This window comes from Aeromonas sp. Y289-2 (assembly GCF_027705925.1).
In the GTDB taxonomy this organism is placed as follows: Bacteria; Pseudomonadota; Gammaproteobacteria; order Enterobacterales; family Aeromonadaceae; genus Aeromonas; species Aeromonas veronii.
In genome coordinates, this window is sequence record NZ_JAPDCH010000018.1 from 1 (window position 1) to 22,075 (window position 22,075).

General features: G+C 59.8%; 16 protein-coding genes, 1 tRNA gene and 1 riboswitch. Of the genes, 14 read left to right on the top strand and 3 right to left on the bottom strand.

Annotation, left to right across the window (positions count from 1 at the left end; genetic code table 11):
• Nucleotides 1–116 precede the first annotated feature (116 nt).
• From OKC43_RS19385 to hemB, 12 genes are all read left to right on the top strand, one after another.
• Nucleotides 117–192 (top strand) — tRNA-Thr (locus OKC43_RS19385).
• Between the two features lie 252 nt (nt 193–444).
• Nucleotides 445–1,689 carry a cytosine permease gene (codB, locus tag OKC43_RS19390; RefSeq protein ID WP_005342374.1) on the top strand — a complete coding sequence of 415 codons (1,245 nt, stop codon included), beginning with the start codon at nt 445–447 and terminating at the stop codon, nt 1,687–1,689.
• Nucleotides 1,683–2,948, top strand: coding sequence for a cytosine deaminase (locus OKC43_RS19395; RefSeq protein ID WP_042080005.1), 1,266 nt, complete (start codon nt 1,683–1,685; stop codon nt 2,946–2,948). The genes codB and OKC43_RS19395 overlap by 7 nt, the downstream gene beginning before the upstream one ends.
• A 95-nt stretch (nt 2,949–3,043) precedes the next feature.
• Nucleotides 3,044–3,421, top strand: a complete 378-nt coding sequence (crcB, locus tag OKC43_RS19400) for a fluoride efflux transporter CrcB (RefSeq protein WP_005339378.1) — start codon at nt 3,044–3,046, stop codon at nt 3,419–3,421.
• 65 nt (nt 3,422–3,486) lie between these two features.
• Nucleotides 3,487–4,239, top strand: coding sequence for a bifunctional demethylmenaquinone methyltransferase/2-methoxy-6-polyprenyl-1,4-benzoquinol methylase UbiE (gene ubiE / locus OKC43_RS19405; RefSeq protein ID WP_005342396.1), 753 nt, complete (start codon nt 3,487–3,489; stop codon nt 4,237–4,239).
• Between the two features lie 8 nt (nt 4,240–4,247).
• Nucleotides 4,248–4,856 (top strand): ubiquinone biosynthesis accessory factor UbiJ, encoded by a 609-nt coding sequence (locus OKC43_RS19410; protein WP_021230987.1) that lies wholly within the window; start codon nt 4,248–4,250, stop codon nt 4,854–4,856.
• Nucleotides 4,856–6,496, top strand: a complete 1,641-nt coding sequence (ubiB, locus tag OKC43_RS19415) for a ubiquinone biosynthesis regulatory protein kinase UbiB (RefSeq protein WP_236272673.1) — start codon at nt 4,856–4,858, stop codon at nt 6,494–6,496. The genes OKC43_RS19410 and ubiB overlap by 1 nt, the downstream gene beginning before the upstream one ends.
• A gap of 42 nt (nt 6,497–6,538) precedes the next feature.
• On the top strand, nt 6,539–6,790 hold the full coding sequence (gene tatA, locus OKC43_RS19420) for a Sec-independent protein translocase subunit TatA (RefSeq protein WP_069528561.1): 252 nt from the start codon (nt 6,539–6,541) through the stop codon (nt 6,788–6,790).
• A 3-nt stretch (nt 6,791–6,793) separates the two neighbouring features.
• Nucleotides 6,794–7,258, top strand: coding sequence for a Sec-independent protein translocase protein TatB (gene tatB / locus OKC43_RS19425; protein ID WP_058056816.1), 465 nt, complete (start codon nt 6,794–6,796; stop codon nt 7,256–7,258).
• Entirely contained in the window at nt 7,255–8,010 is a 756-nt protein-coding gene (tatC, locus tag OKC43_RS19430) for a twin-arginine translocase subunit TatC (RefSeq protein ID WP_128815125.1), read from the top strand. Before tatB ends, tatC begins: the two co-directional genes overlap by 4 nt.
• Nucleotides 8,011–8,198: 188 nt before the next feature.
• Nucleotides 8,199–8,984, top strand: a complete 786-nt coding sequence (locus tag OKC43_RS19435; RefSeq protein ID WP_236272672.1) for a TatD family hydrolase — start codon at nt 8,199–8,201, stop codon at nt 8,982–8,984.
• Nucleotides 8,985–8,987: 3 nt separating this feature from the next.
• Nucleotides 8,988–10,004 (top strand): porphobilinogen synthase, encoded by a 1,017-nt coding sequence (gene hemB, locus OKC43_RS19440; protein ID WP_236272671.1) that lies wholly within the window; start codon nt 8,988–8,990, stop codon nt 10,002–10,004.
• Between the two features lie 83 nt (nt 10,005–10,087).
• Here hemB and OKC43_RS19445 read toward each other — a convergent pair whose 3' ends face one another.
• A complete protein-coding gene (locus tag OKC43_RS19445) occupies nt 10,088–13,594 on the bottom strand; it encodes a hypothetical protein (RefSeq protein ID WP_236272669.1) in 3,507 nt (1,168 codons plus the stop codon).
• Between the two features lie 167 nt (nt 13,595–13,761).
• Entirely contained in the window at nt 13,762–15,954 is a 2,193-nt protein-coding gene (locus OKC43_RS19450; protein WP_270660554.1) for an immunoglobulin-like domain-containing protein, read from the bottom strand.
• A gap of 50 nt (nt 15,955–16,004) precedes the next feature.
• Nucleotides 16,005–16,090, bottom strand: a riboswitch (cyclic di-GMP riboswitch).
• Between the two features lie 437 nt (nt 16,091–16,527).
• On the opposite strand from OKC43_RS19450, the gene prlC reads away from it, so the two are divergent.
• Nucleotides 16,528–18,579: an oligopeptidase A gene (gene prlC, locus OKC43_RS19455; protein WP_236272667.1), complete on the top strand. Its 2,052-nt coding sequence runs from the start codon at nt 16,528–16,530 to the stop codon at nt 18,577–18,579.
• A gap of 198 nt (nt 18,580–18,777) precedes the next feature.
• Nucleotides 18,778–21,324, top strand: coding sequence for a putative bifunctional diguanylate cyclase/phosphodiesterase (locus OKC43_RS19460; protein WP_236272666.1), 2,547 nt, complete (start codon nt 18,778–18,780; stop codon nt 21,322–21,324).
• A 6-nt stretch (nt 21,325–21,330) separates the two neighbouring features.
• On the opposite strand, the gene OKC43_RS19465 is transcribed toward OKC43_RS19460, so the two are convergent.
• Nucleotides 21,331–22,071, bottom strand: a complete 741-nt coding sequence (locus OKC43_RS19465) for a substrate-binding periplasmic protein (protein WP_042081324.1) — start codon at nt 22,069–22,071, stop codon at nt 21,331–21,333.
• Nucleotides 22,072–22,075 lie beyond the last annotated feature (4 nt).

Consider the following 22,075-nt stretch of genomic DNA (forward strand, 5'->3'; position numbering starts at 1 on the left):
TCAGAAGTGAAACGCGGTAGCGCCGATGGTAGTGTGGCATTCGCCATGCGAGAGTAGGACACTGCCAGGCACCCAATTTCAAGATTACGCCCAGCGTGGTCTTTACCGGTTAGTGTGCTGATATGGCTCAGTCGGTAGAGCGCATCCTTGGTAAGGATGAGGTCCCCAGTTCGATTCTGGGTATCAGCACCATTAAATAGAAAGCCTCCCTGAAAAGGGAGGCTTTTTTGCATCTGTCATTTTTGTGATATCCCCTTACATTCCCTATTCCCGCAACCCCCTCTGCTTGCAGCCGACACTGTTTATCTGCTGGTTTGAGTCCTAATGTGTTACTCATTTGACTGCTATTGATGGTTTTATCCAGAGATTTAACCATGATTGATTGACGTAAAACGTTTTACATGTAAAATCCGGCGCGTTTTGCCTATTACGTGGAGAGAGAGCATGGCGCAGGATAACGAATACTGTTTGGGGGCGGTACCCGCCAAAGGGCGCAAAGGTGTGCTTTCGCTGATGCTGGTGATGCTCGGCCTGACCTTCTTCTCTGCCAGCATGTGGACCGGTGGTGCGCTTGGTACCGGGCTGGTATTCGATGACTTCATCAAGGCGGTACTTATCGGCAACTTGTTGTTGGGTATCTACACCGCTTGTCTCGGTTATATCGGTGCTTCAACCGGTCTCTCTACCCATCTGCTGGCTCGTTACTCCTTTGGGGTGAAAGGTTCCTGGCTGCCATCTCTGTTGCTCGGCGGTACTCAGGTCGGCTGGTTTGGCGTTGGCGTGGCGATGTTTGCGCTGCCGGTACAGAAGGCGACTGGGATCGATGTGAACTGGCTGATCGCCATTTCGGGTATTTTAATGACGGTAACCGTCTACTTCGGGATCTCCGCCCTGATGGTGCTGAGCTTTGTGGCCGTACCGGCTATCGCTCTGCTTGGCGGCTACTCGGTCTGGCTGGCGGTGACCTCGACCGGTGGCATGGCTGCGTTGCAGCAGGTGCAACCAAGCAATCCTATCGAGTTCACCACGGCGCTGACCATGGTGGTCGGTTCCTTTATCAGTGCAGGAACTCTGACCGCCGACTTTGTCCGATTTGGTCGCAAACCCTGGGGCGCCGTCATGATTACCATGGTGGCGTTTTTTTTGGGCAACACGCTAATGTTCGTCTTCGGCGCAGCCGGTGCGGCGGTGACCGGTCAGGCCGATATCTCGGAAGTGATGCTGATGCAGGGACTGCTGATCCCCGCCATTCTGGTGCTGGGCCTCAATATCTGGACCACCAACGACAACGCGCTCTATGCCTCCGGCCTCGGTTTTGCCAACATTACCGGCCTCAAGAGCAAGCCGCTCAGCGTGATCAACGGCCTTATCGGTACGGCTTGCGCCCTCTGGCTTTACAACAATTTTGTCGGCTGGCTGGCCTTTTTGAGTACGGCAATTCCGCCGATCGGTGGCATTATCATCATGGATTTCCTGCTCAATCGTGAGCGTTACCGTCAATTTGCCGATCAGCAGTTCGAGACGGTGCGCTGGCAGGCGCTGGTCGCCACGGCAGTCGGGGTGGCTGTCGGCAAGTGGCTGCCGGGCATAGTGCCACTCAACGCGGTATTGGGCGCCGCCTTCACCTATTTCATTCTGGTTCGCCTCACCCAGCGGCCGGTTCTGGTACAGGAAGCTAACAAATGCTGATTCAACATATTCGTTTGGCCGATCGGGAAGGGTTTTGGCAGATCCGCTGTCAGGATGGGGTCATCACCGCCATCGAACCCCATGACGAACATGCCGTCGCCGGTCGGGTGCTGGACGGGGAGGGCGGTCTGGCGATTGCCCCCTTTATCGAACCCCACATTCACCTCGATACCACCCAGACGGCGGGCGAGCCGAGCTGGAATCTCTCCGGCACTCTGTTCGAGGGGATCGAGCGCTGGGCCGAGCGCAAGGCGCTGCTGACCCATGAGGATGTGAAACAGCGTGCCATCCAGACGCTGAAGTGGCAGATCGCTAACGGCATCCAGTTTGTCCGTACTCACGTCGATGTCTCCGATCCCAATCTGGTCGCGCTCAAGGCGATGCTGGAGGTGCGGGAGGAGATGAAGGAGTGGGTGGAGCTGCAGATCGTCGCCTTCCCGCAGGAGGGGATCCTCTCCTACCCGAATGGCAAGGCACTGCTGGAGGAGGCGCTCAAGCTGGGGGCCGATGTGATCGGTGCTATTCCCCATTTCGAGTTCACCCGGGAATATGGGGTCGAAAGTCTGCACTACATCTTCGATCTTGCCGAGAAGTATCAGGTTCTGGTCGATGTGCACTGCGACGAGATCGATGATGAGCAGTCCCGCTTTATCGAGACGCTGGCGACTCTCGCCTACGAGCGGGGTATCGGCCATCGGGTGACGGCCAGCCACACCACTGCCATGCACTCCTACAATGGCGCTTATGCTTCCCGCCTGTTCCGGCTGCTGAAGATGGCAGATATCAACTTCGTGGCCAATCCGCTGGTGAACATTCACCTGCAGGGGCGGTTCGATACCTATCCCAAACGCCGCGGTATTACCCGGGTGAAGGAGATGCTGGAGGCGAACATCAACGTCTGTTTCGGTCACGACGACGTGTTCGATCCCTGGTATCCCATGGGCACCGCCAACATGTTGCAGGTGCTGCACATGGGGCTGCATGTCTGCCAGATCATGGGTTACGAGCAGATCAACGATGGTCTGAAGCTGATCAGCAGCCACAGCGCCCGCACCCTGAATGTGCAGGATCGCTATGGTATCGAGGTGGGCAAACCGGCCAACCTGTTGATCCTGCCTGCCGACAACGGCTTCGATGCGGTGCGCCGTCAGGTGCCGGTGCGTTACTCGATCCGTCACGGCAAGGTGATTGCCCAGACCCGCCCGGCCCAGACCGAAATCGTGCTGGGTCAGCCAGAGCCCATCGATTTTCGCCGCTGAGATTTCAATCAGGCTGGATGACGATTAGTTCCGCCTCTGGGCACAAGGGCCGCCATTGCGACATAATGGCGCCCTGACCCTGAGGGAGTAACACCATGCAAACCTGGTTCTATGTTGCTGCAGGGGGCGCCATCGGCGCCTGCCTTCGTTTTGGGATTGCCGAACTGATGGCCTTGCTGCTGGGGCGCCACTTTCCTTACGGGACTCTGGTGGTCAACGTGGTGGGCTCTTTCATCATGGGGGTGGCATTCGCCCTCATCAGTCATGGTCATGTGGTAGAACACCCGATGAAGCCGCTGCTGATGGTGGGGATCCTCGGTGCCCTGACCACGTTTTCTTCCTTTGCCCTCGATACGGTAGTGCTGGCTCAACATGGAGCCTATCTGAAAGCGCTGCTCAATATCGGTCTCAATCTCTTCCTCTGTCTGGCCATGGTGGTGCTGGGCATGCAGTTGGTTGCGAGCCGGGTTTAAGGTGTCCGGACGCCAGTGGCTCTGGTAAACTGGCGGCCATTCTTTGCTCTATGGGTGTTTAAGGGATGTCAGAACAAGCAACGACAACGCATTTTGGCTTTAAAACCGTGGCCGCGACCGAGAAGGAAACTCTGGTAGCAGGTGTCTTCCATTCGGTGGCAGCCAAGTATGATCTGATGAACGATCTGATGTCGTTCGGCATCCACCGCCTGTGGAAGCGCTTCACCATCGACTGTTCCGGTGTGCGCAAGGGTCAGAAGGTGCTGGATCTGGCCGGTGGTACTGGTGACTTGACCGCCAAGTTCTCCCGCATCGTCGGCGAGACCGGTCAGGTGGTGCTGGCGGATATCAACGACTCCATGCTGAAAGTGGGCCGCGACAAGCTGCGCAATCTGGGGGTCGCCAACAACGTCTCCTACGTGCAGGCCAATGCCGAGGCGCTCCCTTTCCCGGATAACCACTTCGACGTGATTACCATCGGCTTCGGCCTGCGCAACGTCACCGACAAAGACAAGGCGCTCGCCTCCATGTTCCGGGTGCTCAAGCCGGGTGGCCGTCTGCTGGTGCTGGAGTTCTCCAAGCCGGTCAGCGAAGTGATCGCCAAGCTCTATGACCTCTACTCCTTCAAACTGCTGCCGAAAATGGGCGAAATCGTCGCGAACGACAGTGAAAGCTACAAATATCTGGCAGAGTCCATCCGCATGCACCCGGATCAGCAGACCCTGGCTGGCATGATGGAAAATGTCGGGTTCGAGCAGGTGGAGTACTTCAATCTGACTCAGGGTGTGGTCGCCCTGCACCGCGGTTACAAGTTTTAAGGTTGCCTATGCCGATGGATGCCATGGTCACCGCGGTGATCGAAACCAGCCTCAACCAGTTGCTGGCGCTGGACAAACAGAGCCCGGAGCGGCTGCGCAAACTGGTGGGCAAGGTGCTCAAGCTGGAGCTGCGTGAACTCAAGCCGCTCTGGTTTGTCTTCTCCGAGCGTCGGCTGGATGTGCTGGCCCAGCATGAAGGGGAGGCGGATGCGGTGCTCAGTCTCTCCCTGACCGCCCTCGGTCTGCTGAAAGACCCTTCCGCCCTGACCCGCTATATCCGCGAGGAGAAGCTGGATCTGAGCGGTGATCCCCAGCTGGTACAGGCATTCAGCGTGCTGCTGGGCGAGCTGGATATCGACTGGGAGGAGGAGCTGTCGCGCTATACCGGCGATGTCGTTGCCCACACCCTGTTCAGCGGTGCCCGTCAGGCGCGTCGTCTGGTCGGCCGCGAACTGTGCCGCACCCGCAGCCAGCTGGCGGAATATCTGACCGAAGAGGCCCGCCTCGCCCCCGGCCCGCTGGAGGTGGCGAGTTTCAACGATGACGTCGAGGTGCTGGCCCAGCAGCTCAAGGCCGTCGAACTGCGGCTGGCCCGCTTCGAACAGCAGGTGACCTGATGACCCCGAAGGAGTTCAAACGCCTCTATCGCATCATCACCATCCTGCTGGAGCAGGGCATCGACGAACTGGTGCCCGCCCGCTATCAACCCTGGCCGGGTCGTCTGGCCCGTCGCTCCCTGTTCTGGCTCAAGAACAAGCAACCGGATCTCAGCCGCGGTGCCCGCATTCGCCTCGCCTTCGAGGCCCTTGGCCCCATCTTCATCAAGTTTGGCCAGATGCTCTCGACCCGCCGCGACCTGTTGCCGCCGGACATTGCCGAGGAGCTGGCCCTGCTGCAGGACAGGGTGCCCCCCTTCTGTGGTCAGGCGGCGCGTCAGCAGATTGAGCTGAGCCTGGGTTGTCCCATCGAAACCCTGTTTGACGACTTCGACGAGACGCCGCTGGCGTCGGCCTCGATCGCGCAGGTGCATACCGCCCGGCTGAAGGAGAGTGGCCACGAGATCGTCATCAAGGTGATCCGCCCCGATATCGAGCCGGTCATCGAAGCCGACCTGCGGCTGATGCAGACGCTGGCCCGTCTGGTGGCCCGTTTCGCGCCCCAGAGCGCGCGGCTGCGCCCCATCGAGGTTGTGGAGGAGTATCGCAAGACCATCCTCGACGAGCTCAATCTGATGCGCGAAGCGGCCAACGCTATCCAGCTACGCCGCAACTTCACCGGCTCCGAGGCGCTCTATGTGCCTGAAATCATCACCGACCTCTGCCGCGAGCAGGTGCTGGTGATGGAGCGGATCTACGGTATTCCGGTCTCCGATATCCCGGCGTTGGAGGCCAACGGTATCAACATGAAGCTGCTGGCAGAGCGCGGGGTAGAGGTCTTCTTCACCCAGGTGTTCCGCGACAGCTTCTTCCATGCCGACATGCACCCGGGCAACATCTTCGTCTCTTACGAACATCCGGAAAACCCGCTCTGGATCGGCATCGACTGCGGCATCGTCGGTACCCTCAATCGGGAAGACAAACGCTATCTGGCGGAGAACTTCCTCGCCTTCTTCAACCGAGACTATCGTCGGGTGGCGGAGCTGCACGTGGAGTCGGGCTGGGTACCGGCAGACACCAAGGTGGACGAGTTCGAGTTTGCCATCCGCACCGTGCTGGAGCCTATCTTCGAGAAGCCGCTCTCCGAGATCTCGTTCGGTCACGTGCTGCTCAACCTGTTCAACACCGCGCGTCGCTTCCATATGACGGTGCAGCCGCAGCTGGTGCTGCTGCAAAAGACCCTGCTCTATGTGGAAGGGTTGGGGCGTCAGCTCTACCCGCAGCTCGATTTGTGGCAGACCGCCAAGCCGTTCCTCGAAAACTGGATGCACGAACAGGTCGGGCCCAAGTCGGTATTGAACGCCATCAAGGAGAAGGCGCCATTCTGGGCGGAGAAGCTGCCGGAGCTGCCGGAGCTGGTCTATGAGACCCTGCGCCAGACCCGTCATCAGCAGCGTCATTTCGACCAGATGTTTGCCGAGTTCCGCCGTCACAGCCGTCGGCAGGGGCAGGCCCGCTACCTCTTAGGGGTTGGAGCCAGCCTGCTATTGGCGGGTGTATTCTTGCTGACCCAAAAACAACACATTGAGTGGGGACAAGCCAGTCTCGCCGGTGCAGCCCTCTGCTGGCTGGTCGGCTGGTTGCGAACCCGTTCCCATTAATCAACAACCGCGCCGTCAGGCGCCTGTTCTGGAGAGAAAATCATGGGTGGTATCAGTATTTGGCAATTGTTGATCATTGCAGTCATCGTCGTGCTGCTGTTCGGTACCAAGAAACTGCGCGGGATCGGCGGTGATCTGGGTGCGGCGGTCAAAGGGTTCAAGAAAGCCCTCTCCGACGAGCCGGCTGATGCCAAGGCCGAGCAGAAAGATGCCGAGTTTCCCCCGAAACAGCTGAACGAAGCGGCCACTCAGAGCAGTGAGCCCGCCAAACAGAAAGACAAAGACCAGGCCTAAGCCATGTTCGATATCGGTTTTTGGGAGCTGGTCGTTATCGGTGTGGTAGCACTGGTGGTACTGGGGCCCGAGCGGCTGCCGGTTGCCATCCGCACGGCTACCCACTGGATCCGCCTCATTCGTTCGACCGCGAACTCGGTCAAGTCCGAGCTGGAGCAGGAGCTCAAGTTGCAAGAGCTGCATAACGACCTCAAGAAGGCCGAACAGTTGCAGATGAGCAACCTGAGCCCCGAGCTGCAGGAGTCCATCGAACAGCTCAAGGCGGCGGCCCAGTCGGTCAATCGCCCCTATCAGGTGGAGAACGAGATCCGTCCGCCGCGCCCCGAGCCGGTCGCCCAGGCGGAGCCTGCCACGCCGGTGGAGCCTGCGGTGCAGCTGAGCCACGACGTGCCGCCGGTCAACAGCCAGCGGGAGAGCGAGCCGGTGCCGGTCAGCGATTCTGCAGCAAAAGGGGAGGTGAAGCCATGAGTCAGGCCGAACAACCCCTGATCAGCCATCTGGTTGAGCTGAGAACCCGTTTGCTGCGCTCCATTACCGCCATCCTCGTGGTGTTTCTGGCGCTGATCTACTTCTCCAACAACATCTACGACTTCGTGGCCCAGCCGCTGCTCAGCCAGCTGCCGGAAGGGACCAGCATGATCGCGACGGATGTGGCGACCCCCTTCCTGACGCCGATCAAGCTGACCCTGGTGGTCTCCTTCTTCGTGGCGATCCCCTATCTGCTCTATCAGGCCTGGGCCTTTATCGCCCCCGGTCTGTACCAGCATGAGCGGCGCCTGATCATGCCGTTGGTGGTCTCCAGTGCCCTGCTGTTCTATGCGGGGATGGCATTTGCCTACTACGTGGTGTTCCCGCTGGTGTTCGGTTTCTTCACCAGTACCGCCCCTGCCGGGGTGACGGTGGCGACCGACATCGCCAGCTATCTGGACTTCGTACTGACCCTGTTCTTCGCGTTCGGGGTGGCGTTCGAAATTCCGGTGGCCACCATACTGCTCTGCTGGACCGGTGTGACCACCCCCAAGAACCTGAAGGAGAAGCGTCCCTACGTCATCGTCGGGGTGTTTGTGGTCGGCATGCTGCTGACGCCTCCTGATGTATTCTCCCAGACCCTGCTCGCCATTCCGATGTGGGCGCTGTGGGAGATAGGTCTGTTCTTCGCCCGCTTCTACGTGAAGAAAGAGGATGAAGAGCAACAGGAACAACCGGATGGGGAGAGCTGAGGCTCTGTTCGTCACCTGTTTGCCGGACGGCGAGAGGATGACGAAGTCCGCAGGAATAGCAGAACGAGGGGAGCTGAGGCTCCCTTCCTCTTTTCATGCTCTCGTTCGAGGCGTATGGTAAGACCCCATTCGGTAGATGGTTTTCAAATACCTGATATGTATTCCTTTTGTTCGGAACACCTCATCCCATGATCGATATCGGTTTAAACCTGACCAGCAGCCAGTTCGCCGGTGAACAGCCTGAGCTGGTGGCCCGTGCCCGCGCCGCCGGAGTGGAGGCGCTGATCCTCACCGGTACCGATCTGGCTGGTAGCCGCGAGAGCGCCGAGTTGGCCGCCCGCTGGCCGGGCTACTGCTTCTCCACCGCCGGGGTCCATCCCCACGATGCCAAGAGTGTCGATGGGGCGACCCTGCCAGCCCTGCGCGAGCTGGCGGCGCTGCCGCAGGTGGTGGCCATCGGCGAGTGCGGTCTCGACTACAACCGCGACTTCTCCCCCCGCCCGGTGCAGGATGCGGTATTCGACGCCCAGCTGGCGCTGGCTGCCGAGCTCGGGATGCCGGTGTTCCTTCACTGTCGCGATGCACACGCCCGTTTTATCGAGATCCTCCGTCCCTGGTTGCCCAGACTACCGGGAGCCGTGCTGCACTGCTTCACCGGTTCCGACGAGGAGCTGGACGAGTGTCTGGCGCTGGGGCTGCATATCGGGGTGACCGGCTGGCTCTGCGATGAGCGCCGTGGTCAGCTGCTGCGCGAACAGGTAGCGCGTATTCCGGCCGGTCGGCTGATGATCGAGACCGATGCCCCCTATCTGGTGCCGCGAGATCTGAAACCGCGCCCAAAACGCAACGAACCTGCTTTTTTGCCGCACATCGCCCAGGTGGTGGCGGCCTGTCGTGGTGAAGCGCCCGAGGCCTTGTTGGCCCATACCCGGGCCACCTCCGCCGCGTTCTTCCAACTTCCTCTCCAGGAGTGATTCATGGCTACAACTCTTCCGGGCGCCTTTCCGGGCCGCCGCCTGCGCCGTCTGCGCAAACATGATTTCAGCCGTCGTCTGGTGCGCGAGAACGTACTGACCGTCAACGATCTCATCTATCCGGTGTTCGTGCTGGAGGGGGAGAACCGTCGGGAAGCAGTTCCCTCCATGCCGCGGGTGGAGCGTCTTTCCATCGATTTGCTGCTGGAGGAGGCCGCTGAACTGGTGGAGCTGGGCGTACCTGCTATTGCCCTGTTCCCGGTCACTCCGCTGGAGAGCAAGAGCCTGATGGCGGAAGAGGCCTACAACCCGAACGGGCTGGCCCAGCGCACCGTGCGTGCCCTCAAGGCCCGCTTCCCGGAGCTCGGGGTGATCACCGACGTGGCGCTCGATCCGTTCACCACCCACGGTCAGGACGGCATCATCGATGACGAAGGCTATGTGCTGAACGACATCACCACCGAGATCCTGATCAAGCAGGCGCTCTCCCACGCCGAAGCCGGGGTCGATATAGTCGCGCCGTCCGACATGATGGATGGCCGCATCAGTGCCATCCGTGCCGCACTGGAAGAGAACGGCTTCATCAACACCCAGATCATGGCCTACTCCGCCAAGTACGCCTCCTGCTACTACGGCCCGTTCCGCGATGCGGTCGGCTCTGCCGGCAATCTCGGCAAGAGCAACAAGGCCACCTATCAGATGGATCCGGCCAACAGCAACGAAGCCCTGCACGAAGTGGCGCTGGATATTCAGGAAGGGGCCGACAGCGTGATGGTCAAGCCGGGCATGCCCTATCTGGACGTGGTTCGTCAGGTGAAGGATCAGTTCGGCGTGCCGACCTTTGCCTATCAGGTCAGCGGCGAGTACGCCATGCATATGGCGGCGATCCAGAACGGCTGGCTGAAAGAGAAGGAGACCATCATGGAGTCTCTGCTCTGCTTCAAGCGAGCCGGGGCCGACGGCATCCTTACCTACTTCGCCAAGCGCGTAGCGCAGTGGCTGAAGGAAGATGCCCGTTAAGCCGGGTTGAAGAGAGAAACGAGAGGGGGAGCCGATGGCTCCCCCTCTGTCGTTATGGCCCTCTTTTGGTCACGAGCGGATGATTACAGTTTGGTCCAGGCATCGCTCCAGTGGCTGCCGGTACCCGGTTCATAGTGGCTGGTCGAGCCGCCACACCAGCCACTATAGGGCCAGGGTTTGCACTCGTAGTCGCCACCGGCATTGCTGACCCGTTCGCCACTCTGGTAAGCGGTGCCCGCAACATAGGCCGGGTAGCTGCCGTTACCACCGTCACTGTCACCACCCGGAGCCTGTTCCACCAATGCCAGGGTGAAGCGGCGCTCGAAGCCCTGCTTGCTCCCCTCAGCCATGCCCGCCAGCAACAGCTCGTAACTGCCGGCCGCAAGGCCCGACTGCGTCAGCTGCAGGGAACCCTGACCATCGATCAGGGCGCTGCCGATGGCGACCGGATTGCCATCCTGCAACAGGGTCGCGGTGACGGTCACCGGGTTGGCGGTGGTCAGCGTCAGGCTGAAGTCGAGCGTGCCGTTGACGATGAGATATTCGGCCGCCAGATCGGTGACGGTGAAGTCACTGCTGCTACCGGTAGTGGGCAGGATGAAGTCTCCGCTCAGGTAGGTCAGACCGGTCCAGCCGGAGCTGGTCAGCCAGTGCTTGCCATTGGTCTGATAGACGTTGGGCAACTGGGTGCACTGTTTGTTGTCATTGACGAAGCCGATACCGTAAAAGCCCGCCACATTCTTGTAGCAGAGCTGGCGACCATTCTGGTGCAGCACTGGTTGATCCAGCTTGCCCTTGTGGTGGAGTGACAGCCAGTCAAACTGGTTGATGGCCGAGACCAGCGGCACAAACTGGCCATCGGGCTGACGATAACGGATCAGGGATCCGGCATCACAGAGCAGACCATCAGCCTGCTGTTCGACGTAGCCGTAGTACTGCTCGCCATCCTGGAAGGTGAACCGGCAGAGATTGCCTTTCTCCGACTCCTTGGGGATCCAGCCCATCAGCAGTCGCTCCTGATTGTTCAGGGCCGCCAGCTGCCCGGCACTGAAGTCGCTGCCGTTGGCTACCCAGCCTTGCGGCATGGTGGAGAATTGCATGAAGTAGTGGTCGGTATAGTACATGTGGCTGTCAGCGCGGTGCTTGCGAGCCCCCTGGCTGACCGAGTTGTAGCGATAGATGTCGTTTTCCGGCTTGTGGAAACCGTTGAGATCATCGTCCAGATAGGGCAGGTCGCCCTTGCGGATATGGTAGTTGGCCATGCCCGTCATCAGGGGATGCCAGCCGTGGCTGCCACGGGCAAACGCGCTCTCATGGCTGTAGGACTTCCCATCGAAGCCGTGGCCAAATTCGTGGGCAATGATGCCCCAGCCGCCGTAGTAGTGGCTGACAAAGTTAAAGGTATCGACCCCGGTGATGCCACCACTCCCCAGCCCGCCCCCCATGGCGGTGATCCCCAGGTTGAGGTAGGGGCGCTTCATCAGGCTGTGGTAGTAGTAGTCATAATCGGCCGCCGTAAAGATCCCGTTCGGCACATAGCTGTTGCCGCCATTGCCGAACATCTCGTAGCCGTTCACCGCCTTGAAGTTGTACCAGACGTGTTTGAACTCCTCGGTCGAGACCATGTAGGCCAGGTTGGTGGCGATGATCAGCCACTCACGGGCGTAGAGGGCATTGATGGGGCGCCAGGAGCCGCTGGTGTTGGTGGCGAAGCGCACGTTCCAGCTTGGCTTGAGGCGTGCCAGCTTCTGGGCAAACGGATCCGAGTTGGAGCTAAACCTGTGCTCGAACTGGGCAGGCAGATTGATGCTGTTGTCGAGCAAGTTGTTGAGATCAAACACGCCATCGCGGCTGGCGCTGTTGAAGCGTCCCTGCTCGCCAAAGGCGCTCAGTGGCAGGGTGATTTGGGCATAAGCGGGCAGGCGATCGAGCTTGCCCAGGATCAGCCACTTGTTGATACCGTTCAGGCGTGACTCGATATTGATGTCATGCAGCTCTCTGGCGGCATAGTTGGTGATGCGCACCGTGTCGTTATCAAGCAGCTCGGTCTTGACCAGCGAATTGATGTTGACCGAACGCTGGGCGCGATCGATCAGCACCTCGTAGGGTTCGTCATTGCGCAGTATGTAGCTGACTGCGGTCGGCATCAGCTGATCGAAGATCAGCGGGCGAGCCGGCAACTGCTCGTCGGCCGTGAAGCTGATCTCCTTGCTCAGCAGCTGGTTGAAACCCAGGCCACGCTCGTTGGCGGTGACAAGCGCCGAGCCCGCCAGCTGGAGATCTTTCAGCGCCGCCACGGGCTGCTGGTTGATCTCCCGGACAGTAAAGGTCGGGTTCTTGAACTGAAAGTCGTTGGCGATCAGGGTATCGGCATCATGCCATTCGATGCGGTCCTTGAAGTTCACCACCAGCCGATCGCCATCCATGTCGATTTTTTGCAGATTGCTGTCGGCGATCACCTGCTCAGGCGCCAGCGGTGTGTTGCTGGCGATGGCATCAGCCAGTTTGCGCAAGTCATAGATGTAGTAGTTTTTGCCGGCTGTATGGGCCAGGAGATAGTCACCCACCTGATGGAGTTGCACCAGACGGTGGCTGTATTTTCCTTCAAAGGCGAGCCGACCGGCGATGGGGGTCTTGAGGCTGTTCTCCGGCGTCACATCCTGCTGGCGGTAGACCTTGATCTCGCTCAGCGCATCGGCCACCAGCACGTAATCCTGATTGGCAAAGACGGCCTGGGCGCGGTGCAGGCTGTTGCTGCCGGAATCCCGACCGGTTCCCAGGGTGGTGACATGGCGATGTTCATCGGCCAGATCGAAGATATCGACCCGGTGCGAGTAGCGCGAGACCACGTAGAGCAGGTTGTTGCGGACAAACAGTTCGCTGACCTGGTTGTAGGCCGTGGCACTGCCGGTTGCGGTGCCGCGGATCTCGCCAATCTGCTGGCGGCTCGGGATATCGATAATGGCCACATGGCCCGGATTGCCGTTCTGGCTGACATAGAGCCGATCCTGATAGCGCTCGACCGCAGTGATCAGGCTGGCGTCCAGCCCCAGCTGGTCGGCCGTCAGCTCCTCGCCTTTGTCCAGATATTGCAGCGAGGTGGCAAACGAGTTGACGCTGCAGGAGCTGGTCTCCATCACCACCCGGGTGCGTTCGCCATTCTGGATCTGGCCGTGGGGGAAGTACTCCAGCAGACAGCCGTTGCCGTAGTCATAGTTGCCAAAGCGTTTGTTGACCGCTACGACCCCACCGTCGTACCAGGTCAGCTCCCACTCCTCATCGAAGAAATCAAAGACGTTACGAATGGCTGTTTCGTCGAAAAAGTGGGGTTTGGGCAGATCGAACAGGATGTGGTTATCCGCCGTCAGCGGGTAGAGCAGGCCGTTGATGGCAAGGTGGCGCTTGCCATCCTTGATGATCACGTTCTGCTCGTCAGCCGCACTCTGATGCAGCGCGGCGAGGCGCGCCGTCATCTGTTCGTAGTGCTCCTGATAGGCTTGTTTGAAATAGGCTTGTTCGCGCTCATCGGCCACGACATGGGCCGACAGCAGCAGACCGAGCAGGGTGGCAAGCTTGGTGGTTCTTGGCATGGTGATTTCCTTATCTTGGTTGTTGTTGGACGTTTTTGGTGGTTGGCAAGCATGTAAAAGAGAGGGGCTAACCCGTCCGGGTCAGTGCATCCAGCCCATCGGCAGCGTGGCCGACGGGCAGGATATGGGCGGGGGCCTGTCGGCCCCCGTTAGTGGTTGGGGCAAGGTCAGAGCTTGATCCAGGCATCACTCCAGGCGCTGCCGGTACCCGGTGCATAGTGGCTGGTCGAGCCGCCACACCAGCCGCTGTAGGGCCAGGGTTTGCACTCGTAGTTGCCACCGGCATTGCTGACCCGATCACCGGCCTGATAGCTGGTGTTGGGGGCATAGGCCGGGTAGTCGCCATCGCTGCCGCCGTTGTCGCTCTCTTCGGTCAGGGTGACCGGGAAGCGTTGCACCACCGGCTGCTGGCCGTCAGCCAGGCCGGTGATGACCACGTCGTAGCTACCGTCGGTGACATTGCTGCCCTGCAGCATCAGGGTGCTGGTGCCGTTCACCTGGCTGCTGGTGGTACCGTGGCTGTGGCCGCTCTGCTCCAGAGTTGCGGTGATCTGTACCGGGTTGGCGGTGGTCAGGTTGAAGCGGATGCTGACCTGACCGTTGACTATGGTGTACTCGCTCGCCATGGCGCTGACGGTGAAGTCGCTGCTGCCTTCGGCGGGTGGCGTTGTGCCGCCGCAGTCGCTGTCGCCCTGTACGCGCCAGACGCCCCAGTCACCCGTGGTGCCCGGCTCTTCGTTCTGGGTCCACCAGCCTGCCAGCCAGTTCTTGCCGTTGTGGCTGACGATGTCGCCGCCCACGTAGACCTTCTTGGCATCCCAGCTGTTTTCACAGACGGCGCCCTGCTCCCTGACGGTCACGTTGCGCTGCTGGGTTACCTGCTGACCGGCGCTGTCGCTCACCTGATAGGTGAGGGTGTAGCGGCCGACCTTGCTGCTGTCGACGTTGCCGCTGACCTTGATTTGGGTGGTCAGGTCGCCATCTTCTTCATCATGGGCGCTGACGCCGGTCATCGGATCGAAGGGGGTACCCAGTTCCAGCGTGGTGTCGGTGACCCCACTGAATACCGGCTTCATGCTGTAGACCTCGATGGTGCGTACCTGCTCGGTGACGTTGTTGTCGCGATCGCTCACCTTGTAGGTGAGGGGGTATAGGCCGATGCGCTGGCTGTCTACCGAGCCTTCTACCTGGATCTGGCCAGTCAGGTCGCCATCTTCCTTGTCGTTGGCGCTGACACCGGCCAGCGGATCAAAGGCGGTACCCTGCTTGATGCGGGTATCGCTCAGGCCGCTGAACACCGGCTTGCCGTTGTCGACCGGCGGCGTGATCTCCTGATCGTGGATGAAGGGGCCGTAGCTCTTGATGAAGGATTCGTTGTAGGACTGACCGGCAGCGTTGCGGCCCATGTCCCAGTTGATGGACCAGGTCATCACGCCACGCAGCGGTTGTCCCTCGCTCTTCAGGCGGTTGAAGGCGTTGTAGAGCTTCTGCGGATCCTGCACATAGCCGGTGGCGGCGGCGTCGATGTTGGTCGGAATGCCGAACACCAGCTTGTCATGGGGGATCTTGTAGAAGCCGCGGGTACCGTTGCTCAGCGAATCCGCCATGTAGTAGATGAACTCTTCTTTCAGGGCATCGTTGTTCTGGGCAATCCAGCCGATGCCATCGATGTAGATACCGTCGCCACCCTGGTTGTAGAACTGAGGGTTGATCCAGTCGTAGTAGCCTTCCAGATTGCGGATATAGGGGATGTAGGCGCCAGTCTGGGTCAGATAGGGGAACTCCGGCGCCATGCTGATGAGGAAGTTTTTCCCCTGGGCGCGGTAGTGATCCTTGACCAGACGCAGGGCCGCCGGGATCACGGTCTGGTTGTCGGCGGCGGTGATGGCGGCCTGTTCCAGATCGATATCCAGCCCGTCGAAGCCATAGGTCTCCACCAGACGGATGATCTCGTCGGCAAAGGCCTGCTCCTGACCCTTGCGCAGCTCGATGTGTGCATCGGCACCGCCCAGCGCCAGCAGCACGGCACGGCCCTGACGGTTCAGCTCGGCGATCTGCTCGATAAACTGGCTTTCGCTCATGCCGATGGCCGGGTCGAGCTTGAAGGTGGGGATGGGATCGCTGCCATAGACCTTCATGAAGGAGACATCGACCACGTTGTATTGCGGGTTGACCTGATCGAGCTTGACGCAGGGGGCGATACCGCCCTTGTAGCCCGAGCCGTCACACCAGTTGTGCCAATAGCCGACTACTACGCCGGACTGGGGGTTGACCATCGCCTGACCGGCACTGGCGGCATATGCCATGGGGGCACCCATGCCGAGCAGGCTGCCAAGCAGGGATAATTTGAGTTTGTTCATCGTCTCTCCGTACGGTGCAAATGGGGCGTCGGTTGTGACCGGACGTCCCCGGGGGCAGCCCCGCTGTCATAGGTGTTTTCCCTTAGACCGGTGGCTTTGCGTCGCGCCCTTTCGGGTCACTTTGCCTTTTTCACCCGATTTCTGTGCAGCACAGAGAATCAAGTGACCTGCATGGCAGGTTGCCTATGATAGATGCTTGAAAATAAATTAATCAATAGTTGGTTTTGATTCTAATTGACTGAAAAATATTGATAATTTGTTACAGCTACCACATTTTGTCCGTTTCCATGATTGAGCATGACGGTACTTGGCTGGCAGCTGTGGCGCCGGTAAATGGCGATTTTTTGCCCCTTGAAAATAGCAGTAAGAGCCAAAAAAGGCCCACATATTCATCCTGTTACTGGCTGTTGATGGCAAAACTGCAGCAACGGCAGAGATCCGGGTCGCAATGGCTGGAAAAGTACAGGGTTGCGGCGGATTCCCGCTTGATTATTGCGTGGCTTGGCCACATGTTAGAAAGCCATACAGAGCTGCTAAAGCGGTCTGTTCAAGACCAAACAAGAGGTAACCGGGATGAATAACCCTTTGCTGACAATGGATTCGCTGCCCCCTTTCAGCCAGATCAAGCCGGAGCAGGTTCAGCCTGCAGTGATTCAGGCGATTGCTGACTGCAAGCAGAAGATCAGCGATGTGCTGGCCCAGCGTGATCCCCATACCTGGGATAGCCTGATTGCCCCGCTGGAAGAGGTAAATGACCGTCTGTCACGGATCTGGTCACCGGTCAGCCACCTCAACTCCGTACTCAACAGCGAAGCACTGCGCGAGGCCCATGACGCCTGCCTGCCGCTGCTCTCCGAATTCCAGACCTATGTCGGTCAGCATGAAGGGCTCTATCAGGCCTATCTGGCCCTCTCCCAGAGCGATGATTTCCCGCTGCTGAGCGGCGCCCAGCGCAAGGAGATCCAGAATACCCTGCGTGACTTCCGCCTCTCCGGCATCGGTCTGCCTGCCGAGGCGCAGCAGCGCTACGGTGAAATTCAGGCCCGCCTCTCCGAGTTGGCCTCCCGTTTCAGCAACAACGTGCTGGATGCGACCCAGGGCTGGCACAAGCTGGTGGCCGATGAAGCCGAGCTGGCCGGTCTGCCCGACAGCGTGCGTGCCGCTGCCCGTCAGATGGCTGAACTTAAAGGCAAAGAGGGGTGGCTGTTCACGCTGGATATCCCCTCTTATCTGCCGGTGATGATGTATGCCGACAACCGCGAGCTGCGCGCCGAGATGTATGAGGCCTTCACCACCCGCGCCTCCGATCAGGGCCCCAATGCGGGCAAGTGGGACAACTCCGCCATCATGAGCGAGCTGCTCACCCTGCGCCGCGAACTGGCTCAGTTGCTGGGGTTCGCCAACTATGCCGAGCTCTCCCTGGCCACCAAGATGGCGGACAAGACCGAACAGGTGGTGAGCTTCCTCACCGATCTGGCGGCCAAATCCCTGCCGCAAGGCAAGGCCGAGCTGGAGGAGATCCGCGCCTTCGCCGCCGAGCAGCATGGTCAGAGCGAGCTGGCAGCCTGGGATCTCGCCTACTACGCCGAGAAGCTCAAGCAGCACAAGTTCTCCATCTCCGATGAGCAGCTGCGCCCCTACTTCCCCGCCAGCAAGGTGGTGAAGGGGCTGTTCGAGGTGGTGAAGCGGGTGTTCGGCATGAAGGTGCGCGAGCGTCTCGGCATCGACACCTGGCACCCGGACGTGCGCTTCTACGATATCTTCGATGCCGACGACGAGCTGCGCGGCAGCTTCTACCTCGACCTCTACGCCCGCGAGCACAAGCAGGGCGGGGCCTGGATGGATGTCTGTCTGGGTCGTCGCTACCGTCAGGATGGCTCGCTGCAAAAACCGGTGGCCTACCTGACCTGCAACTTCAACGGCCCGGTGGATGGCAAGCCTGCGCTGTTTACCCACAACGAAGTGGTCACCCTGTTCCATGAGTTTGGCCATGGCATCCACCACATGCTGACCCGCATCGATGTGGCCGGCGTGGCCGGTATCAACGGCGTGGCCTGGGATGCGGTCGAGCTGCCGAGCCAGTTCCTCGAGAACTGGTGCTGGGAGTCCGAAGCACTGGCCTTTATCTCCGGCCACTACGAGACCGGCGAGCCGCTGCCTGCCGATCTGCTGGAGAAGATGCTGACTGCCCGCAACTTCCAGGCTGCGATGCAGATGCTGCGCCAGCTGGAGTTCGCCCTGTTCGACTTCCGTCTCCATCAGGAGTTTGATCCGGCCAATCCGGCGCAGCTCCCGGCGCTGCTGGATGAGGTGCGCAGTCAGGTAGCAGTGATGACGCCGCCAGCGTTCAACCGCTTCCAGCACAGCTTCTCCCACATCTTCGCGGGCGGCTATGCGGCGGGCTACTACAGCTACAAGTGGGCCGAGGTGCTCTCTGCCGATGCCTTCTCCCGCTTCGAGGAGGAGGGGATCTTCAACCCGGCGACCGGCCAATCCTTCCTGAAGAATATTCTGGAGAAGGGTGGCTCGAAGGAGCCGATGGAGCTGTTCCGAGCCTTCCGTGGTCGTGAGCCCAAGGTGGATGCGCTGTTGCGACACAGCGGGATCGCTGCCAGAGATTCTTGACCCGCAGCCTGTGTGAGCTTCAAGCAGGTACACTGTTTTGCGGCATAGTGGGATCGAGTCGTGATTTCTGCGACAAAAAGGGACCTTTTGGTCCCTTTTTTCAAGGCTTTTTAATATCTTGCTGATTGCATATTTGCACTGCTCACAGCTCTTCAGTAGAGTCGTGTTCTAACCTTCAAGGAGAGAAAGCCACTTGCCATGAGGCGAGCACTCGATTCCGTCTATCAAATCATCTCCAGTCTGGCTCATTCGAGCGGCCAGGGATATTTCGATACCTTTGTGAGTGAAATCGCCGCTGCTGTGATGGCTGATGTCGTCCTGATCGCCAGCAGGGAATCAAATGCTTCCCATCTTACGGTTCAGGCTGCCCATCCCTCCTCTCTTGACCCCGATACCCTGACGCTGCCACTGACTGACTCTCCCGATGCCATTACCTGGCAGGAGGGGGAAGCCTGGTTCAGCGATCGTCTGTTGCAGCTGTTCCCCGCGATGCCGCTTGCCGATGCGTGGCAAGCCCAGGCCTACGCCGGGATCGCCCTCAAGGATGCGGATGGCGAGACCATAGGTATCTGCTGCCTGCTCTATCGTCAGCCGCAGGCCAATATGACCAAGGTGATGGGGTTGCTCCGGTTGCTGGGGCCGCTGGCCGGTCGCGAACTGGCGCTGATGCTGCAACGCCAGCTGCCGCAACTCTTGCCTGATACCCCTCATGTGCTGCAGAGCATGCTGTTTCAGGCCCCGGTGGGGATCGGCAAGCTCGATCTCACCGGCCGCATTCTCTGGGCCAATCCGGCTATCGAGAAGATGTTGGGCTATCCCCTAGACGAGCTGCTTCATCGCTCCATCTCCGACATCAATCACCCGGAGGATTGGCAGCGCAGCCTTGAGTGCTACGAAGAGATCCGGCGCGGCGAGCGCAGCAGTTTCACCCAGGAGAAGCGCTACTTCTGCAAGGGGGGCGAGATCCTGTGGGGGCGGGTAACGGTCACCCTGATCCGCGACGAGCAGCAGCAGCCGGACTACCTGATGGTGCTGCTGGAGAATATCGATCCCCTCAAGCGCCATGCGGAGCAGCTCAAGCTCTCTCACCGGGTCTACGACAACCTCTCCGAAGCGATTCTGGTGTGCGATGCCGACAGCCGCATCATCTCGGTCAACCCGGCCTTCGAGCAGATAACCGGCTACAGCAGCGACGAGGTGCGGGGCCAGCGTCCCAGCATGCTCAAGTCCGGGCTGCACGATCAGACCTTCTATGCCGACATGTACCATGCGCTGGAGCGGGTGGGGGTGTGGCGTGGCGAGGTGTGGAACAAGCGCAAGAACGGCAAGCTCTATCCACAGCAGCTGATGATCAGCACCCTGCGCGAAGCTGGCAAAATTCAGCAATATATCGCCATTTTCAGCGATCTTTCCCAGACCAAGGTGGCCGAGCAGAAGATCGCGACCCAGGCCAACTACGACAACCTTACCAGCCTGCCCAACCGCTGGCTGTTTGGCCGCTGCCTCACCCGCTTCTGCGAGCGGGGCGAGCGCTTCGCGCTCATGGTGCTCGACCTCAACAACTTCAAGGCGGTCAACAACAGCATGGACCACCATGCTGGCGATGCCCTGCTGCGGGAGGTGTCGGATCGACTGGTTAGCCGGGTGCGCACCGAAGATCTGGTGGCCCGCATCGGTGGCGATGAGTTCGCGTTCCTGGTGCCCGGAATCGTCACCCGCCGTCAGGCCGAGGTGTTTGCCAAGCAGGTGATCGGCAGTTTCGCCCGGCCCTTTATGCTGGCCAACCAGCACCTCTATGTGACCGCGACCATCGGCATGACTCTCTGTCCGGTCGATGGCAGCGAGAGCGACGAGCTGCTGCGCAATGCCGAACAGGCGCTGTTTGCGGCCAAGCGACAGGGACGGTTGCTCGGTGCCTACTGCTCATCCATGCGAGAAGAGGTGCGCCAGCGCCACCAGATGCAGCAGGATTTGGCCGAAGCGATCAAGCTGGAGCAGCTGACCATGGCCTACCAGCCGATCTGGGACAATCGCAGCGGACGGGTCGCCAAGCTGGAGGCGCTGGTGCGCTGGTATCACCCCCACTGGGGGCAGGTATCCCCTGCCGAGTTTATTCCGCTGGCGGAAGAGGCGGGGTTGATTCAGGGGCTGGGTGCGCTGGTATTGTGGCAGTCGTGCCGGGATCTGGCGCGGTTGCAGCAGTCCGGTTTTCCGGATCTGCAGATGTCGATCAACCGCTCCACCATGGAGTTCCAGACCATTGACCCCGAGGCGAGTGAGTGGCTCAAGGTGATCCAGCATTTCGAGCTCGATCCTGCCGACATCGTCATCGAAATCACCGAATCTCTGCTGATGGAGAGCAGCGATCAGCACAGAGTGCGGATCGATGCCCTGCGCGAGGCGGGCTGCAAGCTGGCCATCGACGATTTCGGTACCGGCTACTCGGCCCTCAACTATCTGCGTACTTTCCCGGTCGATCTGGTCAAGATCGACCGCTCCTTCGTGCGCCATATCCCCTTCAATGAGCAGGATCGGATGCTGCTCGACGGCATCATCAACATAGTGCACAACCTCGGCATGCAGGTGGTGATCGAGGGGGTAGAGACCCGCGAGCAGCTCAACTTCCTCTGCCAGAAGGGGTGTGCCTTCACCCAGGGTTATCTGCTCAGCCGCCCGCTGGCCTATGACGATCTCACCGAATATCTGCAGCTCAATGACAAAGGGATGTTTCTGCAGATCAGCTAGTGGCGCTTACTCCTTCGATGTCATCTGTTCCTGTTTGGTTTTCAATGTCCGGTAATCCTCGCCGAGATAGCGCAAATAGATGCGATCCAGTACTCCCTCATCCTGCATCTGTTGCAGCGCCTTGTTGTAGGCAGGCAGCAGGTCAGCCTTCTGTTTGCCAAAACAGAGGTAGAGCGGCGTGGAATCGATAAAGGGGGTGAGGGCGCGGATCCTGACGTCCTGCTCCCTCGACAGAATGGGGGCAGAGAAGTAGTCCAGGATGATCATATCGACCCGGCTCTTTTCCAGCATCAGTAGCAGCTGTTTGTCGGAGTGAACCTTGATGGGCTCCCAGCCGGTGAAGTTCCTGATCTTGGCCGTGTAGTCATACCCCCTGACCATCCCTACTTTCAGCCCCTTGGCCATCTCCCACGAGAAGTTCTGTAACGGACTGTCGGTACGCACATAGGCGGCCAGAGGATAGAAGGCGGTGGCAAGGTCAGAGTGATAGCAACCGGGGAGAGGGGCATTGTCGAGAATGCCATCCGCCAGCTGGGTGCTGACATACTGCTCGCAGCGTCCCCAAGGCAGCTCAAGCAGAGTGAGGTTCATGCCAAGGCGGCGCGCCACCTCTTGATGGATCTCCACCGAAATGCCCTCTTTCAGGTTGCCCTGTTCTGCATAGGAAAAGGGAGGCCAGTCTACGCCGCAGACCTTCAGGTTTGTGCCGCTCTGGGCGGCGAGGAGCAGGGCAATGAACAGGTTCATGGGA

What these genes read in the sequence shown, in the direction of transcription:
- codB (WP_005342374.1), top strand. Translation starts at nt 445, where the DNA reads ATGGCGCAGGATAACGAATACTGTTTGGGGGCGGTACCCGCCAAAGGG.
- OKC43_RS19395 (WP_042080005.1), top strand. Translation starts at nt 1,683, where the DNA reads ATGCTGATTCAACATATTCGTTTGGCCGATCGGGAAGGGTTTTGGCAG.
- crcB (WP_005339378.1), top strand. Translation starts at nt 3,044, where the DNA reads ATGCAAACCTGGTTCTATGTTGCTGCAGGGGGCGCCATCGGCGCCTGC.
- ubiE (WP_005342396.1), top strand. Translation starts at nt 3,487, where the DNA reads ATGTCAGAACAAGCAACGACAACGCATTTTGGCTTTAAAACCGTGGCC.
- OKC43_RS19410 (WP_021230987.1), top strand. Translation starts at nt 4,248, where the DNA reads ATGCCGATGGATGCCATGGTCACCGCGGTGATCGAAACCAGCCTCAAC.
- ubiB (WP_236272673.1), top strand. Translation starts at nt 4,856, where the DNA reads ATGACCCCGAAGGAGTTCAAACGCCTCTATCGCATCATCACCATCCTG.
- tatA (WP_069528561.1), top strand. Translation starts at nt 6,539, where the DNA reads ATGGGTGGTATCAGTATTTGGCAATTGTTGATCATTGCAGTCATCGTC.
- tatB (WP_058056816.1), top strand. Translation starts at nt 6,794, where the DNA reads ATGTTCGATATCGGTTTTTGGGAGCTGGTCGTTATCGGTGTGGTAGCA.
- tatC (WP_128815125.1), top strand. Translation starts at nt 7,255, where the DNA reads ATGAGTCAGGCCGAACAACCCCTGATCAGCCATCTGGTTGAGCTGAGA.
- OKC43_RS19435 (WP_236272672.1), top strand. Translation starts at nt 8,199, where the DNA reads ATGATCGATATCGGTTTAAACCTGACCAGCAGCCAGTTCGCCGGTGAA.
- hemB (WP_236272671.1), top strand. Translation starts at nt 8,988, where the DNA reads ATGGCTACAACTCTTCCGGGCGCCTTTCCGGGCCGCCGCCTGCGCCGT.
- OKC43_RS19445 (WP_236272669.1), bottom strand. Translation starts at nt 13,594, where the DNA reads ATGCCAAGAACCACCAAGCTTGCCACCCTGCTCGGTCTGCTGCTGTCG.
- OKC43_RS19450 (WP_270660554.1), bottom strand. Translation starts at nt 15,954, where the DNA reads ATGAACAAACTCAAATTATCCCTGCTTGGCAGCCTGCTCGGCATGGGT.
- prlC (WP_236272667.1), top strand. Translation starts at nt 16,528, where the DNA reads ATGAATAACCCTTTGCTGACAATGGATTCGCTGCCCCCTTTCAGCCAG.
- OKC43_RS19460 (WP_236272666.1), top strand. Translation starts at nt 18,778, where the DNA reads ATGAGGCGAGCACTCGATTCCGTCTATCAAATCATCTCCAGTCTGGCT.
- OKC43_RS19465 (WP_042081324.1), bottom strand. Translation starts at nt 22,071, where the DNA reads ATGAACCTGTTCATTGCCCTGCTCCTCGCCGCCCAGAGCGGCACAAAC.